At 71.6% G+C, this 15,194-nt stretch carries 12 protein-coding genes; 1 reads left to right on the top strand and 11 read right to left on the bottom strand.

The genetic code is table 11. The features are described from left to right. Window positions 1-64: 64 nt before the first annotated feature. From LCG91_RS06535 to LCG91_RS06485, 11 genes are all read right to left on the bottom strand, one after another. Window positions 65-859: a ComEA family DNA-binding protein gene (locus tag LCG91_RS06535; protein ID WP_224442882.1), complete on the bottom strand. Its 795-nt coding sequence runs from the start codon at window positions 857-859 to the stop codon at window positions 65-67. A gap of 154 nt (window positions 860-1,013) precedes the next feature. Beyond that, the gene (gene leuS / locus LCG91_RS06530) at window positions 1,014-3,599 is read right to left on the bottom strand and encodes a leucine--tRNA ligase (RefSeq protein WP_263480179.1); all 2,586 of its coding nucleotides are present in this window, start codon (window positions 3,597-3,599) and stop codon (window positions 1,014-1,016) included. Between the two features lie 69 nt (window positions 3,600-3,668). Beyond that, window positions 3,669-5,378: a thiol reductant ABC exporter subunit CydC gene (cydC, locus tag LCG91_RS06525; protein ID WP_224442881.1), complete on the bottom strand. Its 1,710-nt coding sequence runs from the start codon at window positions 5,376-5,378 to the stop codon at window positions 3,669-3,671. Further along, window positions 5,375-7,123 carry a thiol reductant ABC exporter subunit CydD gene (cydD, locus tag LCG91_RS06520; RefSeq protein WP_224442880.1) on the bottom strand — a complete coding sequence of 583 codons (1,749 nt, stop codon included), beginning with the start codon at window positions 7,121-7,123 and terminating at the stop codon, window positions 5,375-5,377. The genes cydC and cydD overlap by 4 nt, the downstream gene beginning before the upstream one ends. A 9-nt stretch (window positions 7,124-7,132) precedes the next feature. Then, window positions 7,133-8,137, bottom strand: a complete 1,005-nt coding sequence (gene cydB, locus LCG91_RS06515; protein WP_224442879.1) for a cytochrome d ubiquinol oxidase subunit II — start codon at window positions 8,135-8,137, stop codon at window positions 7,133-7,135. 1 nt (window position 8,138) lies between these two features. Then, window positions 8,139-9,551: a cytochrome ubiquinol oxidase subunit I gene (locus LCG91_RS06510; protein ID WP_224442878.1), complete on the bottom strand. Its 1,413-nt coding sequence runs from the start codon at window positions 9,549-9,551 to the stop codon at window positions 8,139-8,141. Window positions 9,552-9,838: 287 nt separating this feature from the next. Continuing rightward, window positions 9,839-10,759 (bottom strand): ABC transporter substrate-binding protein, encoded by a 921-nt coding sequence (locus tag LCG91_RS06505; RefSeq protein ID WP_224442877.1) that lies wholly within the window; start codon window positions 10,757-10,759, stop codon window positions 9,839-9,841. Then, the gene (locus tag LCG91_RS06500; RefSeq protein ID WP_224442876.1) at window positions 10,756-11,484 is read right to left on the bottom strand and encodes an ABC transporter permease; all 729 of its coding nucleotides are present in this window, start codon (window positions 11,482-11,484) and stop codon (window positions 10,756-10,758) included. Before LCG91_RS06500 ends, LCG91_RS06505 begins: the two co-directional genes overlap by 4 nt. Further along, window positions 11,481-12,197, bottom strand: a complete 717-nt coding sequence (locus LCG91_RS06495) for an ABC transporter permease (protein ID WP_058729760.1) — start codon at window positions 12,195-12,197, stop codon at window positions 11,481-11,483. Before LCG91_RS06495 ends, LCG91_RS06500 begins: the two co-directional genes overlap by 4 nt. Then, window positions 12,194-13,108, bottom strand: a complete 915-nt coding sequence (locus tag LCG91_RS06490; protein ID WP_058729759.1) for an ABC transporter ATP-binding protein — start codon at window positions 13,106-13,108, stop codon at window positions 12,194-12,196. The genes LCG91_RS06495 and LCG91_RS06490 overlap by 4 nt, the downstream gene beginning before the upstream one ends. 201 nt (window positions 13,109-13,309) lie before the next feature. Further along, window positions 13,310-13,957 (bottom strand): TetR/AcrR family transcriptional regulator, encoded by a 648-nt coding sequence (locus tag LCG91_RS06485; protein WP_058729758.1) that lies wholly within the window; start codon window positions 13,955-13,957, stop codon window positions 13,310-13,312. 152 nt (window positions 13,958-14,109) lie between these two features. Between LCG91_RS06485 and LCG91_RS06480 the strand changes: the two genes are divergently transcribed. After that, window positions 14,110-15,174, top strand: coding sequence for an App1 family protein (locus tag LCG91_RS06480; RefSeq protein ID WP_058729757.1), 1,065 nt, complete (start codon window positions 14,110-14,112; stop codon window positions 15,172-15,174). Window positions 15,175-15,194: the final 20 nt, after the last annotated feature.

Genomic DNA, 15,194 nt, shown 5'->3' with positions numbered 1-15,194 from the left:
CCGCGAGACGCAGTTCGGCCGCCCGCGGGCGCAGATCCCTGACGCTCGAGCGCACGTCCACGGCTCAGACCCGGACCCGGTCGCGCAGCTCGGCGAGCCGCGTCTCCCCGATGCCGCTGACCTGGAGCAGGTCGTCCACGGCCGTGAAGCCGCCGTGCTCCTCCCGCCACGCCAGGATGCGCGCCGCGAGTGCCGGGCCGATGCCCGGCAGCGTCTCGAGCGTCGCCTGGTCGGCGGTGTTCAGGTCGACGACAGCCGCACCGGCGTCCTCACCGCCCGCGCCGCTGCCCCCTGCGGCACCGCCGGCGCCTGACCCCCCGCCACCCGAGCCACCGACCCCCGGCGCATCCGGCCGGAGCGCGTCGGGTACCGGTCCCTCCCCGATCCGCGGCACGTACAGACGCTCCCCGTCCACCACCGGACGAGCGAGGTTGAGCCGCGCGAGGTCGGCGTCGCCCGTGGCACCCCCGGCACGCTGCAGCACCTCGTCCACGCGCGTCCCGGCGGGGACCTCGACGACCCCGGCCCGGACGACCGCACCGACCACGTACACGGAGACCACCGCCGGAGTCGGCGAGCCGGAGGGCGTGCCGGAACCCGCGCCGGAGCCGGAGCCCGCGTTCGGCCGGGCCGAGGCACCCGCGGCGGGCGCGGAGCCCGGACCACCGGCTGCCGGCACCGACGGACCGCTCGTCACCGTCACACCGACCGACGAGTGCGTACCGAGCGTGCTGATCGCCACGACCACCAGGGCGAGCACGACCACCACCGCGGCCAGCACCACGGCCGCCCTCGGGGACAGCGCGAACCGGGACACCCACGACCCGCCACCGGGCCGCCCAGGAGACGGAGCAGTCATGCCCGGCACGGTAGGTCGGCCGCGGGAACGGCGACGGCCCGGCGAATCCTCCTGTGGAGGAATCCGCCGGGCCGGTCAGCTGGGGAGGACTGCCGCCTGCCAGCGAGCGGCCTGCCAGCCGGCCGTCAGCCCGACCCGCTCCGCAGGCGCCGTGTCAGCCCTTGATCGCGATGTTCACGAGCTTCGGCGCCCGCACGATGACCTTCACGATCTCGCGGTCACCGATGTACCGCTGCACGTTCGCCGACGCGCGCGCGAGCTGCTCGAGCTCGTCCGCCTCGATCGACTTCGACACCTCGAACGAGTCGCGGACCTTGCCGTTGACCTGCACGACCGCGGTGAGGGTGTCCTGCACGAGGAGCGTCGGGTCGGCCTTCCGCCAGCCGTACGTGGCGACGGTCGCCTCGTAGCCCAGCTTCTCCCACATCTCCTCGCCGGTGTACGGCGCGAAGACGGCGAGGGCGAGGGCGATCGTCTCGACGGCCTCGCGTACGGCCGGGTCGCCGGCACCGGGGCCGCTGTCGACGGCCTTGCGGGTGACGTTGACCAGGTCCATCAGGCGCGCGATCACGACGTTGAACTTGAACGCCTCCATCATCCCCGGCGCATCCGCGAGGAACCGGTGCGTCACCTGGCGCAGGGCGCGGTCGCCGTCGGCCCACACGGCGTCCGGGGTCGACGTGACGTCGAGCGCCAGACGGTAGGCGCGGGCGAGGAAGCGCGCGGACGCCGACGGTGACACGTCCTCCCAGTTGATGTCGTCCTCCGGCGGACCGGCGAAGCCCATCACGAGACGGATCGCGTCGACACCGTTCGCGTCGAGCTCGTCACCGAGCGAGACACCGCCCTTCGACTTCGACATCTTCGAGCCGCCGGACAGCACCATGCCCTGGTTGAGCAGCGCCGAGAACGGCTCGGTGAAGTCGAGGTAGCCGAGGTCGAACAGCACCTTCGTGACGAAGCGCGCGTACAGCAGGTGCAGGATCGCGTGCTCGATGCCGCCGATGTACTGGTCGACCGGCGCCCACTTCCGCGCGGCCTCGGGGTCGAACGCCTGCGTGTCGTCCTGGGCGGACAGGAAGCGGAGGAAGTACCACGACGAGTCGACGAACGTGTCCATCGTGTCGGTGTCGCGCGTCGCCGGCGTCCCGTCGACCGGGTTCGGCACGTTCACCCAGTCGGTCGCCCCACCGAGCGGCGACGTGCCCTTCGGCTTGAGGTCGAGGCCCTCGGTGGACGGCAGACGCACCGGCAGCTGGTCCATCGGGACCGGGTGCTCGGTGCCGTCGGCGCCGTGGATGATCGGGATCGGGGTGCCCCAGAAGCGCTGGCGCGAGATGAGCCAGTCGCGCAGGCGGTACGTCTTCGCGGCCCGGCCGGTCCCGCGCTCCTCGAGCAGGGAGATCGCCGCGGTGATCGCGTGCTGCTTCGACATGCCGTCGAGCGGCCCGGAGTTGATCATCCGGCCCTGGCCGGTCAGCGCCTCGCCGGTCGCCACCGGGTCGAGGGCGGGCAGGTCCTCGAGCGTCGCGCCCTCGGGGATCACCGGGATCGCGCCGGTCACCGGCTGGTTGGTGTCGACGACGACCTTCACCGGCAGGTCGAACGCCCGGGCGAAGTCGAGGTCGCGCTGGTCGTGCGCCGGCACGGCCATGACGGCACCGTGGCCGTAATCGGCGAGGACGTAGTCGGCGGCCCAGATCGGCAGGCGCTCCCCCGTCAGCGGGTGGATCGCCCAGCGTCCGAGCGGCACGCCCGTCTTCGGCCGGTCGGCGTTCTGCCGGTCGATCTCCGAGGTCTTCTGCGTCGCGGTCAGGTACTCGTCGAACGCCTCGCGCACCGCGGGCTCGGCAGAGGACACCAGCTCCGCCGCCAGGTCGGAGTCCGGCGCCACGACCAGGAAGGTCACCCCGTGGATCGTGTCCGGCCGCGTGGTGAACACGGTGACGGGCTCGTCGCGCCCCTCGATGACGAAGTCGACGTCCGCACCGACCGAGCGGCCGATCCAGTTGCGCTGCTGCGCGATGACCTTCGCCGGCCACCGACCCTCGAGCTGGTTGAGGTCGTCGAGCAGCCGGTCGGCGTACTTCGTGATGGCGAAGTACCACTGCGTCAGCTTCTTCTTGACGACGACGGCGCCGGAGCGGTCCGAGGTGCCGTCGGGCAGCACCTGCTCGTTCGCGAGCACGGTCTGGTCCACCGGGTCCCAGTTGACCCAGCTGTCCTTCCGGTAGGCCAGGCCCTTCTCGTACATCTTCAGGAACAGCCACTGGTTCCACTTGTAGTACTCGGGGTCCGAGGTGTGGATCTCGGTCGTCCAGTCGAAGGACGGCGCGTACCGCTTGAACGACGCCTTCTGCTGCTCGATGTTCGCGTACGTCCACTCGGCCGGGTCGACGCCGCGCTTGATCGCCGCGTTCTCGGCGGGCAGCCCGAAGGAGTCCCAGCCGATCGGGTGCAGGACGTTGAACCCCTGCTGCCGCCAGTAGCGTGCCACGAAGTCGCCGAGCGCCCAGTTCTCGGCGTGCCCCATGTGCAGGTCACCGGACGGGTACGGGAACATCTCGAGGATGTACTTGCGCGGGCGCGAGTCGTCGAGGTCGGTCGTGAAGAGCCCGAGCTCCTCCCAGCGGGGCTGCCACTTCTCCTGGATGCGGCGGAAGTCGTAGGCGTCCGGGTCGACGGCTGCGGGCGCGCCGGAGTGCTCGGTCGAGTGCGCAGTGGAGTGCTCGGTGGTCACGATCACCAAGGGTACAAGGCCTGGAGGCCCGCCCCGGCCCCGCCGACGGCCCGCACCTCGGGCGGGTGGTCACCGGGTCCGGTGGCCGGCCCCGTCGGCGACGATCCGCCCGTCGCGCATCCGCACCGTGCGGTCCACGAGGTCCGCCGGCACCGGCACGTGCGACACGACCAGGACCGTGCGACCGTCCTGCCGCGCGGCACCGACGAGGTCGCGGAGCACGGCGTCGCCGAGGTCCGGGTCGACGTCGGCGGTCGGCTCGTCGAGCACCAGCACCGGGAAGGCGTGCAGCAGCGCACGGGCGAGCGCGAGCCGGTGCGCCTGTCCACCGGACAGCAGCCCGCCGCGCTCCCCCACCGGGGCGTCGAGCCCGCCGCGCCGCTCGACCCACTGGCCGAGCCCCACCCGGTCGAGCACGCCGGTGAGCTCGGCGTCGGTCGCCGTGTCGCGCGCGAAGAGCAGGTTCTGCCGCACCGACTGGTCGAACACGAACGGGTCCTGCTCCACGAGCCCGACCCGGGCGCGGACTGCATCGGGGTGCATCGTCCGGGCCTCGACCCCGTCGAGCGTGTAGGAGCCCTCGTGCTCGACGAACCGCACCAGGGCGTCCACGAGCGTCGACTTCCCGGCGCCGCTCGGTCCCTCGAGCACGACGACCTCGCCCGGCTCCAGGTCGAGCGAGACCCGGTCGAGCGCCGGCGTCGTCGCACCGGGCCACCGCACCGTCACGTCGCGCAGCGCGACGCGGACCGGCCCGTCGACGACGAGCTCCGCCGGGTCCGCCGGCTCGTCCGGCTCCGGGACGATGCCGTCCGGCAGCACTGCGGGCACGACCTGCTCGACGCGCTCCGCGGCAGCGCGGACCCGTCGGAGCGTGAGGACGGCGAGCGGGACCCCGCCGACGACCTCGAAGAGCGCGAGGGGCACGAAGACGGCGAGCGCCCACAGCGGCCCGTCCAACGCCCCGCGCACGACGGCGGGCGCGCCGACCGCGAGGACACCGACGACCGCGCCGCCGCCGACCAGGCCGACGAGCGCCCCGACGAGCGACTCGACGGTCGCCCGGCGTCGGACGGCGCGGGTCACGCGTGCGTCGAGTGCCGCGACGGCCGCCAGGCGGTCGGATAGCGTGCCGTACGCGGTGAACACGTCGAGGGTCCGGACGGTGTCGAGCACCAGGTCGGCCACGCGTCCGCGCTCGGCGGCCGTCTCACGGTCCGACCGACGCGCGACGGTGAGCGTCGCGACCGTCCCGAGCAGCGCGGCGAGCGCGAGGGCGACGACGAGGACGACCGCCGCCGGCCACCAGACCACCGCGACCGCGACGACCGACAGCAGGGCGACGACGGCCGCCGAGACGAGCGGCCCGACCACCCGGATCGGCAGGTCCTGCAGCCGGTCGGTGTCGGTGACCAGCCGGGTGAGCAGGTCGCCGCGCCCGGTGGCCCCGAGCCCGGCCGGTGCGACCGGTGCGAGCCGTCGGTACATCTCGGTCCGGACGACGGCGAGCTGACGGAAGGACGCGTCGTGCCCGGCGAGGCGGTCGACGTAGCGCAGCGCGGCACGGCCGAGGGCGAAGGCGCGCACCCCGACCATCACGAGGGTCAGGTACAGGATCGGTGGCTGCTCGGCCGCGCGGGTGATGAGGTAGCCGCTCGCGGCGAGGAGCGCGACCGCGCAGACGGCACTGAGCGTGCCGGCGGCGACCGCCTTCGCCCAACCGGCCCCGTGGGGCAGGGCCAGCCGCAGGACGGAGGTGGGACGGGCCTCCCGGCTCATGCGCGTGCCTCCTGTCGGTGCGTCACGGTCACGGCTCCCCCGGGTCGGAGGTCGACGCGGACGTCCGCGGCGGCCAGCACGGCGGGGCGGTGGCTCGCGACCACGACGACCGCACCGTCGGCCGCGAGCGACCGCACGGCGTCGACGACGGTGCGTTCGGCGTCGGCGTCGAGGGCCGACGTCGGTTCGTCGAGCAGGACGAGCGGGGTGCGTGCGCGACGGGCCCGGTAGAGGGCACGCGCGACCGCGACGCGCTGCGCCTGGCCGCCGGACAGGCCTGCTCCCCCGGCTCCGACCGGGAGGCCCGGCTCGAGTCCGAGCCCCGCCTCGCCCAGGGCACGGCGCACGTCGTGGTCGTCGGGTCGCGTGTGCAGGGCGACGTTCTCGGCGACGGTGCCGCGCACCAGGCGCGGGCGCTGGTCGCCCCAGGTCGTGCGGTCCGCACGGGGCGTGCCCGCCGGGCCGGGCACGGTCACCGTGCCGTCGTGCGGCAGGACACCGCGGATCGCGGCGATGAGGCTCGACTTGCCGGAGCCGCTGGGTCCGGCAAGCGCGACGACGGTGCCGCGCGCCGCGCGCAGGTCGAGCGGGCCGACGACGACGTCCGGCCGGCGGACCACCACGCCCTCGAGCACCAGGTCGGTGGCAGCGCTGGCGGTGGCGTCGGAGGCGGCATCGCCGGTCGACGCCGTGCGACCGCGGTCGTCGAGGACGTCGAGCACGGCGCCGGACGCCTCGCCGCCGACGCCGGTCGACGCCGTGCGACCGCGGTCGTCGAGGACGTCGAGCACGGCGCCGGATGCCTCGACCCCGTCCTGGGCGGCGTGGAAGTCGGCGCCCACCTGGCGGAGGGGCGCGAAGGCCTCCGGGGCGAGGACGAGGACGAACATCGCGGCACCGAGGCCGAGCGACCCGTCGACGAGCCGGACGCCGATCGACACCGCGACGAGGGCGACGGACAGGCTGGCCGCGAGCTCGAGGGCGAAGCCGCTGACGAAGGACAGCCGCAGGACCCCGATCGTGCCGCGGCGGTACTCGTCGGTGACGGTGGCGATCCGCCCGACCTGGCGACGGGCACGTCCGAAGACCTTGAGGGTCGCGAGCCCCTCGACCGCCTCCGTGAACGCGCCGCCGAGCCGGGTGAGCGCGTCCGCCTGCCGCCGCTGGAGCGCCTGGGTCGCCAGACCGATGAGGACCATGAAGACGGGGATCACCGGCAGCGCCAGCACGATGACGACCGCACTCGTCAGGTCGCCGTACCCGATCGCGACGAGGAGCACCGGGGTCGCGACCGCGGTGAGCGCGAGCTGCGGGACGTAGCGCCCGAAGTAGGCGTCGAGTGCGTCGAGTCCGGGGCCGAGGGCCGTGGCGAAGCCCGCACTCGACCGCTCCGCGAGCCAGGACGGGCCGCGCTCCGCCGCGCGGGCGAGGACGGTCGCGCGCAGCTCGCTCTTCACCGTCGCGCCGGCCCGGGCAGCCAGGTCGTCGGTCGCCCAGGCCGCGACGGCCCGGACCACGAACGCGCCGGCGAGCAGCGCGAGCGTCGGGACGAACGCGGCGGGGAGGTCCCCGTCGGCGAGCCGCCCGTCGCGCACCGCGTCGACGCCGAGCGTGACCGCCGTGGCGATCCCCCACGCGATGCCGATCGTCGCGAGCGTGCGGACCAGGCCCGTCGCCGCCGAGGCGACGACGGACCAGCGAGCGGCACGCGACAGGCGGAGCAGACGGGGGTCGAGCGGCTTCACCGGGGGCTCCTAGTGCGCGGCCTGGTCGATGTGCGCGCGCGAGACGCGCTTGCGGAACACCCAGTACGTCCACGCCTGGTACGCGAGCACGAGCGGCACGAAGACCAGCGCCACCCAGCTCATCACCGTCAGCGTGTACTGGCCGCTCGAGGCGTTCGTGACGTTCAGGCTGTTCGCCGGGTCGTTCGACGCGGGCATGACGTCCGGGAAGATCGCCGTGAACATCGCGAGGACCACCGCGGCGATCGTGACCGCCATCAGCGTGAACGCGCGGCCCTCCTTGCCCCAGGCGGTGCAGAGCACGGCCAGGACGAGCGCGAGTGCGGCGACGACCGAGAGCACGAGGCTGGCCGGGGTCGCGCGGACGAACGCCATGGCCACCAGGAACGCGGCAGCGACGACGATCGTGAGGACCCCCGCACGGGTCGCCAGGCGCTTCGCCCGCTCGCGGACGTCGCCCTCGGTCTTCAGTGCGACGAACACGACGCCGTGGGTGAAGAACACCATCAGGGTCGCGAGCCCGGTCAGCAGCGCGAAGGGGTTGAGCAGGTCGAGGAACGTGCCGGTGAAGTTGTGTCCGGCGTCCATCGGGATGCCCCGGACGACGTTGCCGAACGCGACGCCCCACAGGAACGCCGGGACGGCGCTGCCGACGACGATCATCAGGTCGAAGCGACGCTTCCACTCCGGGTGCTTCCGCTGGTGGCGGTACTCGAACGACACCCCGCGGGCGATGAGCGCCACCAGGATGAGCAGCAGCGCGAGGTAGAAGCCGGAGAACATCGTGGCGTACCACTCCGGGAACGCCGCGAACAGGCAGGCCCCGGCGACGATCACCCAGGTCTCGTTGAGGTCCCAGACCGGGCCGATCGTGTTGATGAGGACGCGACGGTCGGTGTCGTCCCTGCCGAGGAACGGCAGGGACATGCCGACGCCGAAGTCGAACCCGTCGAGGACGAAGTACCCGACGAAGAAGAGTCCGACGATCGCGAACCAGAGAACGGGCAGGTCCATCTCAGTACACCGTCACTTCGTGCTTGACCTCGCCGGTGGCCTCGTCGACCTCAGCGGGGGCGGCAGGACCCTCCTGCGCGACCTTCTTGACCAGCTTGAACTCGACGACCGCGAGCGCACCGTAGATCAGCGTGAACACGACCAGCGAGATGAGGACCTCGACCCCGGTGACGTTCGGCGAGACGCCGTCCGCCGTGCGGAGCAGACCGAACACGAGCCACGGCTGCCGGCCCATCTCGGTGAAGACCCAGCCCATGATCATCGCCGCCATGGGGAGCGGGACCGACCAGGTCGCGACACGCCAGACCCAGCGCTGCGTGGGGAACCGGCCCTTGCGGGTCAGCCACAGGCCGACGACCGAGACGAGCACCGCGCCCACACCGAGTGCGATCATCCACCGGAACGACCAGTAGGTGACCCAGATGATCGGCTTGTAGTCGCCGGGGCCGTAGACCTGCGAGTACTGCGCCTGCAGGTCGTTGATGCCCTCCACCGTACCGGTGAACGTGTGCGTCGACAGGAACGACAGCAGGTACGGGATGCGGATCGAGAACAGCTCGTGGACCCCGTCCGGCGTGCCGAGCGTGAAGATCGAGAACGAGGCGTCCTTGCCGGTCGAGGTGTTGTAGAGCGCCTCGGCCGCGGCCATCTTCATCGGCTGCGTGTCGACCATGGTCAGCCCGAGCTGGTCGCCGGACAGCACGGTCAGCGCGCCGGACGCGAGCATCGTCCACATGCCGAACTTGAGCGCGGGCATCATCGTCTCGAGGTTCTGGTTCCGCGCCAGGTGCCACGAGGCGACCGCGATGATCACCGAGGCCGCGACCATGAACGCCCCGAACAGCGTGTGCGGGAAGGCGGCCAGTGCGACCTTGTTCGTCAGGACGGCCCAGATGTCCGTGAGCTCGGCGCGACCCTTGGCTTCGTTGATCGCGAAGCCGACCGGGTGCTGCATGAAGGCGTTCGCCGCCAGGATGAAGTACGCCGACATCATCGTGCCGACACTGACGCACCAGATGCTCGCCAGGTGCAGGGCCCGCGGCAGACGGTCCCAGCCGAAGATCCAGATGCCGATGAACGCCGCCTCGAAGAAGAACGCGAGGATGCCCTCGAGCGCGAGCGGCGCACCGAAGACGTCACCGACGAACCGCGAGTAGTTCGACCAGTTCATCCCGAACTGGAACTCCTGCACGATGCCGGTGACGACGCCCATCGCGAAGTTGATGAGGAAGATCCGACCGAAGAAGCGGGTCAACTGCAGGTAGTGCGCGCGCCCGGTCCGCACCCACGCCGACTGGAACACGGCGACGACGAGCGCCATGCCGATCGTCAGCGGGACGAAGAGGAAGTGGTAGATCGTCGTCAGACCGAACTGCCACCGCGACAGGATCAGGGGATCGAGGATGTCGTTCATGCGGCGTGTCCGAGCCGGTCCGCCGCGCGCTGTTCGTGCACGAGAGATGCCTCTTCCGAGAGGAGGAACTGGTACTTGTCACCCCGTCGGGACACCTCCACGCTACCGGCCGGACACCTCCTTCGACAAGTTGTAGAGGGAGACTCTGCACGAACGTGCAGTGGCATTGGTCGGCACAACCGTGCGGAACGACGGTGCCTGGGAACCCCGTTCACGAACGACGACAGGTGCCGGGCCGAAGCCCGACACCTGTCGTTCAGTCCTGGTCGGCGCCGCGCGCCGGTCGACTAGAGCAGGCCCTCGTCCTGGAGGAACTGCTTGGCGATCTGGGACGCCTTCTCCTTGTCGGTGACGCTCTTCTCGTTCAGCTCGATGAGCTTTTCGGTGGTGAGCTTCTCGTTCACCTCGTCGATGGCGTCGGCCGCCTTCTCGTCGACCTTGTCGGAGACGACCGGGATGACGTTCTGCGGCAGGATCAGGTTCTCCGGGTCCTTGAGCGAGACGAAGTCGTTCGCCTTGATGCTCGGGTCCGCACTGTAGATGTCGGCGAGCTGGACGGTGCCGTCCTTGAGCGCCTTGACCGTCAGGGCGCCACCGGAGTCCTCGATCGCCGTGAAGTCGACGTCCACGCCGTAGACCGACTTCAGGCCCTCGGGGCCGTACGGGCGGGTCTGGAACTCCGAGTTCGCGCCGACGGTCAGCTTCTCCTTGACGTTCTTCAGGTCGGCCAGGCTCGTGACGTCGTTCTCCTCGGAGAACTGCTTCGTCACGGTGTAGCTGTCCTGGTCCGTCGCCTCGGCCTCGTCGAGGACGCGCAGGCCCTTCGGCAGGGCCTTCTCGAGCGCCTCGTCGACCTGGTCGGCGCTCTTGGCGGTCGACTCCTTGTCGAAGTACTGCAGCAGGTTGCCGCTGTACTCCGGCATGACGTCGATCGCGCCCTTCTCGAGCTGCGGGATGTAGACCTCGCGCTGCCCGATGTTGAAGTTGCGCTGGACGGTGAAGCCGTCCTTCTCGAGCACCTGGGCGTAGAGCTCGGCGATGATCTCGTTCGAGTAGTACTGCTGCGAGCCGATGACGATCGTCTTGGAGTCGGAGGACGCGCTGGAGCCGCTGCTGAGCGGGTCTCCCGACGAGCAGCCGGTCAGGGCTGCTGCGACGCCGAGGGCCGTTGCGGCGGCGAGGGCGACGCGGATCCGTGCTGTGATCACGATGGGTTTCCTTCCGGGATGGGATTGCGGGCTCGCTCGCGCGATCCCTGGCGCTGCCGCGCGGACGGGTCGAGGGTGCCCTTCGGCACAGACGCCCGCTGCAGTGCGGCGAACACGATCTCGAACGCGATCGCGAGTGCGATCACGAGGACGGACGCACCGAGCATCTCGGCGTAGTCCTGGGTCTTGAGGCCGAGGAAGAAGTAGCCGCCCAGACCACCGGCACCGACGTAGGCGGCCAGGGTGGCGGTCGCCACGACCTGGAGCACGGCCGACCGGACGCCGCCGATCAGCAGCGGGAGGCCGAGCGGGACCTCGACCTTCCAGAGGACCTGCCAGCCGGTCATGCCCTGGGCCTTCGCGGCGTCGATCGTCACCGGGTCGACGGACTCGATGCCCGCGTACGCGCCGGCGAGCACCGACGGGACCGCGAGGACCACGAGGGCGAGCAACGGCGCCTCGAGACCGATGCCGAGCAGCAGGCCGAACAGCGACAGCACACCGAGTGTCGGCAGTGCGCGGATGCCGCCGGACAGGGCGATCGAGAGGCCGCGCGCCCGGCCGGTGTGCCCGATCGCGTACCCGATCGGGACCGCGATCACCGACGCGATGGCGACCGCGAGCAGGGTGATCCACACGTGTTCCCAGAGCCGACCGGGGATCGCGTTGAAGCCGGAGTAGTTGGCGGGGTCGAACACCCATCCGAACGCCTGAGCGATGATCACGAGGCGACCTCCGCCCGCTGCAGGACCCGGCGCGCGGTGCGACGGCTCCGGGGCGCCCGGCGCGTCCACGGCATCACCAGTCGGCCGAGCGCCACGAGCAGGCCGTCGAGCACGAAGGCGAGCACGAGGACCATGACGATGCCGGAGAGGATCTCCTCGGTGATGCCGCGCGCGAGTCCGTCGGTGAAGAGCGACCCGAGGCTCTGGATGCCGAGCACGGCACCGACGGTCGTCAGCGAGATCGTCGAGACCGTGACGACCCGCAGGCCGGCGAGCAGGACGGGGCCGGCGAGCGGGAGCTCCACGCGGAAGAAGCGCTGCACACCCGAGTACCCCATCGCGGTCGAGGCCGCCTTCGTCGCGGCGTCGACCGAGGTCAGGCCGTCCACCGTCGAGCGGACCATGAGCGCGAGGCCGTAGATCGTCAGGCTGATGATCACGTTGACCGGGCTCTGCAGGCTCGTCCCGATGATGCCCGGCAGCGCGACGAAGAGCGCCAGCGACGGGATCGCGTAGAGCAGTCCCGCGAAGGTCACGATGCCGCTGCCGAGCCCGGCGGCGAAGCGCGATCCTCCCGGTCGCTGCAGGCGGACCACCACCCACCCGATCGGGATGGAGAGCAGGAAGCTGATGATGATCGGTGGGATCGCGATCGCGAGGTGCGCGATCGTGGCGTCACTGATCGTGTCGAGGTTCGACAGGATCCAGTTCACCGCGGTCCCCCACCCTGCGCCGGAGCACCCGGGGCGGTGTCACGCGCCCCGGCCTCTGCTGCCTGCGGCACCGCGGCTGCGGCGTCGACCACCTGGACCGGGCCCGTGAGCACGCCGGCCGCACGACCGTCACCGTCGACGACGATCGGCCCGGTCGGGGTCTGTTCGACGCGCAGGGCACGCCGTCCGCGCCCGGCACCGATGAAGTTCGCGACGAAGTCGTCGGCGGGCTCGGCCAGGATCTCGGCGGGGGTGCCGAGCTGGGCGATCTCGCCGCCCTTCTTCAGGATGACGACCTGGTCGCCGAGCTTGAACGCCTCGTCGATGTCGTGCGTGACGAAGACGACGGTCTTGCCGAGTTCCCGCTGCAGGCGGATGAGCTCGTCCTGCAGGTCGTTCCGCACCAGCGGGTCGACGGCGCCGAACGGCTCGTCCATGAGCAGGACGTTCGGGTCGACGGCGAGGCCGCGTGCCACGCCGACGCGCTGCTGCTGACCCCCGGAGAGCTGCGAGGGGTACCGGTCCGCGAAGGCGCGGTCGAGGCCGACGGTGTCCATCAGCTCGAGCGCACGGGCGCGTGCCTCGCCCTTGGAGACACCGGTCAGCAGCGGGACGGTCGCGATGTTGTCGGCGACCTTGCGGTGCGGCAGCAACCCGGCGTTCTGCATGACGTACCCGATGCGACGACGGAGCTGCACGGGGTCGACCCCGGCGACGTCCTCGCCGTCGATCTCGACCGTCCCCGACGACGGGTCGACCATCCGGTTGATCATGCGGAGCAGGGTCGTCTTGCCGCAGCCGCTGGAGCCGACGAAGACGGTCGTTGTCCGCGACGGGATGACGAGGCTGAAGTCGTCGACCGCGTTGGTGCCGTCCGGGTACGTCTTGCGCACCGAGCGGAACTCGATCATGTGGGTGCCCTTCTGTTCGGAGGTAGCCCGACTCCGCACGAGCGTACCCGCGCATCGAGGACAGCGTTCCACCGTGACCGGTCATGACGGCTCGCGGACAACGACGCCCGCACTCCCTGTTCGGGAGCACGGGCGTCGGTGGATGGTCCGGTGCGTCGGCCGGGCGCGTCGCGCGGGTCACGCAGACCGGGCGGCCCCGGGTCAGGCTGCTGCGGCGACCGCCTCGAGGTGCGCACGGCTCATGGTGCGGTACTCCTCGATGAGCGCGGTGTCGGGAGCGGACCGGTCGCGGAGCGCCCGGGCGATCACGGCGTGCGCCGACTCCGCCAGGACGACCCAGGCGCGCTCCGGACGCTCGCCCAGCGGGTAGCCGAAGCGGTCGTGCAGGATCTGCGCGACGGCCGCCCCCAGCGCGGCCATGCGGTCCTCGGCGTCACCGGTGCCGGTGTCCGCGGGGTCACCGAAACGGATCGCCCGGAAGCCCGGCTCCGACCGGTACATCTCGACGGTCGCGTCGATGAGCGCGTCGTGCGCGTCCTGCCACGTCGTGGCGTCGCTCTCGTCGAGCGCGGTGAGGAAGCGCTCGGCGAGTCGCTGCGTGCTCCGGATCGCCAGTGCCTCGACCACGGCGATGCGGTCCGGGAAGTACCGGTAGACCGTGCCGATGGACGCCCCCGCGCGCTCGGCCACCATGGCGGTGGTCAGCCGCTCGAAGCCGATCTCGTCGATCACGGCAGCCGCGGCGTCGAGGAGTCCCGCGAGGCGCGCCGAACTGCGGGCTTGGACCGGCTCGTTCCTGAGCAGTGATGATCCCCCCGGCAGTGCGTTCGATACCTCGGTGACGAGCACGTGTTCTCCTCTTGCGCTCCCGGCGGAGCGCGGTCATGTGGGATGTGACGGAGAGGACTCTCGCACAGACCGGCTGGAACGTGGCTGCGACTCACCCCGTTCGCCCGGCCGAGCGGCCGCCGCCGGCGCCGCTCGCGTGGGAGGATGGGGCCATGCCCGACCCGACGCCCCACGAGCCGTCGTTGGCCGAACCGATCCTCCACCGGGCCGCCCGGATCGAGGACGCCGTCCAGGAGTTCCGCGAGCACCGGGCCCGACGGCGCGGCCTCGTGCCGACCGTGATCCCCTACACGGGCTACGGCGCACCGGGTTGGATCCGCGTGCTCTGCCGGGTCCTGCTGACGCGGCGCGGTCTGGCGTCCGACGCCTCGTACTACGGTGTGCGCGGCTGGCGGAGCTTCACGAGCGTGGCCGTCGACGACGCCGAGGTCACCGTGACGGCCGGCGGGACCACGCACGTGGTGCAGTCCGACCGCGGCGGCGTGGTCGACGTGAAGGTCCCGATCGACCTCGAACCCGGGTGGCAGACCGTGCGTCTTTCGGCCGGTGGGATGCGCGACGTCGAGGCCGACGTGTTCATCGTCGACCCGGAGACGCGCTTCGGTCTGCTCTCCGACATCGACGACACCGTCATGGTCACCTCGCTCCCCCGCCCGATGCTCGCGGCGTGGAACTCGTTCGTGCTCACCGAGCACGCCCGCCGCCCGGTGCCGGGGATGTCGGTGCTCTACGAACGCGTCCTCGCGCAGCACCCGGGCGCCCCCACCGTGTACCTGTCGACCGGGGCGTGGAACGTCGCTCCGACACTGCAGCGCTTCCTGACCCGGAACATGTACCCGTCCGGCACGCTCCTGCTGACGGACTGGGGCCCGACCCACGACCGGTTCTTCCGCAGCGGGCAGCTCCACAAGCAGCAGAACCTCCGGCGGCTCGCCAGCGACTTCCCGGACGTGCAGTGGCTGCTGGTCGGCGACGACGGGCAGCACGACGAGACCCTCTACGGCGAGTTCGCCCGGGAGCACCCGGAGAACGTCGCCGGTGTCGCCATCCGCCAGCTGTCCACCAGCGAGGCGGTCCTCGCCGGTGGTCGGTCCCGCGCGCAGGAACGCACGCGCGCCGGATCCGCTCCGTGGGTGTACGCGCCGGACGGTGCCGGGATGTGGGCGGAGCTCAGCCGGGTCGGCCTGGTGGACGCGGACCCGTCGGCCCCGCTCTGATCCCTGCACAGGTGCTCCGA

The organism is Curtobacterium sp. TXMA1 (genome assembly GCF_020162095.1).
Taxonomy (GTDB): domain Bacteria; phylum Actinomycetota; class Actinomycetes; order Actinomycetales; family Microbacteriaceae; genus Curtobacterium.
The sequence above is the reverse complement of the archived record's forward strand: the minus strand, read 5'-3'. Positions and strand labels throughout refer to the sequence as shown.

Bases quoted from the DNA above. Each gene is read 5' to 3' on its own strand.
- LCG91_RS06480 (WP_058729757.1), top strand. From the start codon at position 14,110: ATGCCCGACCCGACGCCCCACGAGCCGTCGTTGGCCGAACCGATCCTC.
- cydC (WP_224442881.1), bottom strand. From the start codon at position 5,378: ATGAGCCGGGAGGCCCGTCCCACCTCCGTCCTGCGGCTGGCCCTGCCC.
- cydB (WP_224442879.1), bottom strand. From the start codon at position 8,137: ATGGACCTGCCCGTTCTCTGGTTCGCGATCGTCGGACTCTTCTTCGTC.
- LCG91_RS06510 (WP_224442878.1), bottom strand. From the start codon at position 9,551: ATGAACGACATCCTCGATCCCCTGATCCTGTCGCGGTGGCAGTTCGGT.
- LCG91_RS06535 (WP_224442882.1), bottom strand. From the start codon at position 859: ATGACTGCTCCGTCTCCTGGGCGGCCCGGTGGCGGGTCGTGGGTGTCC.
- LCG91_RS06490 (WP_058729759.1), bottom strand. From the start codon at position 13,108: ATGATCGAGTTCCGCTCGGTGCGCAAGACGTACCCGGACGGCACCAAC.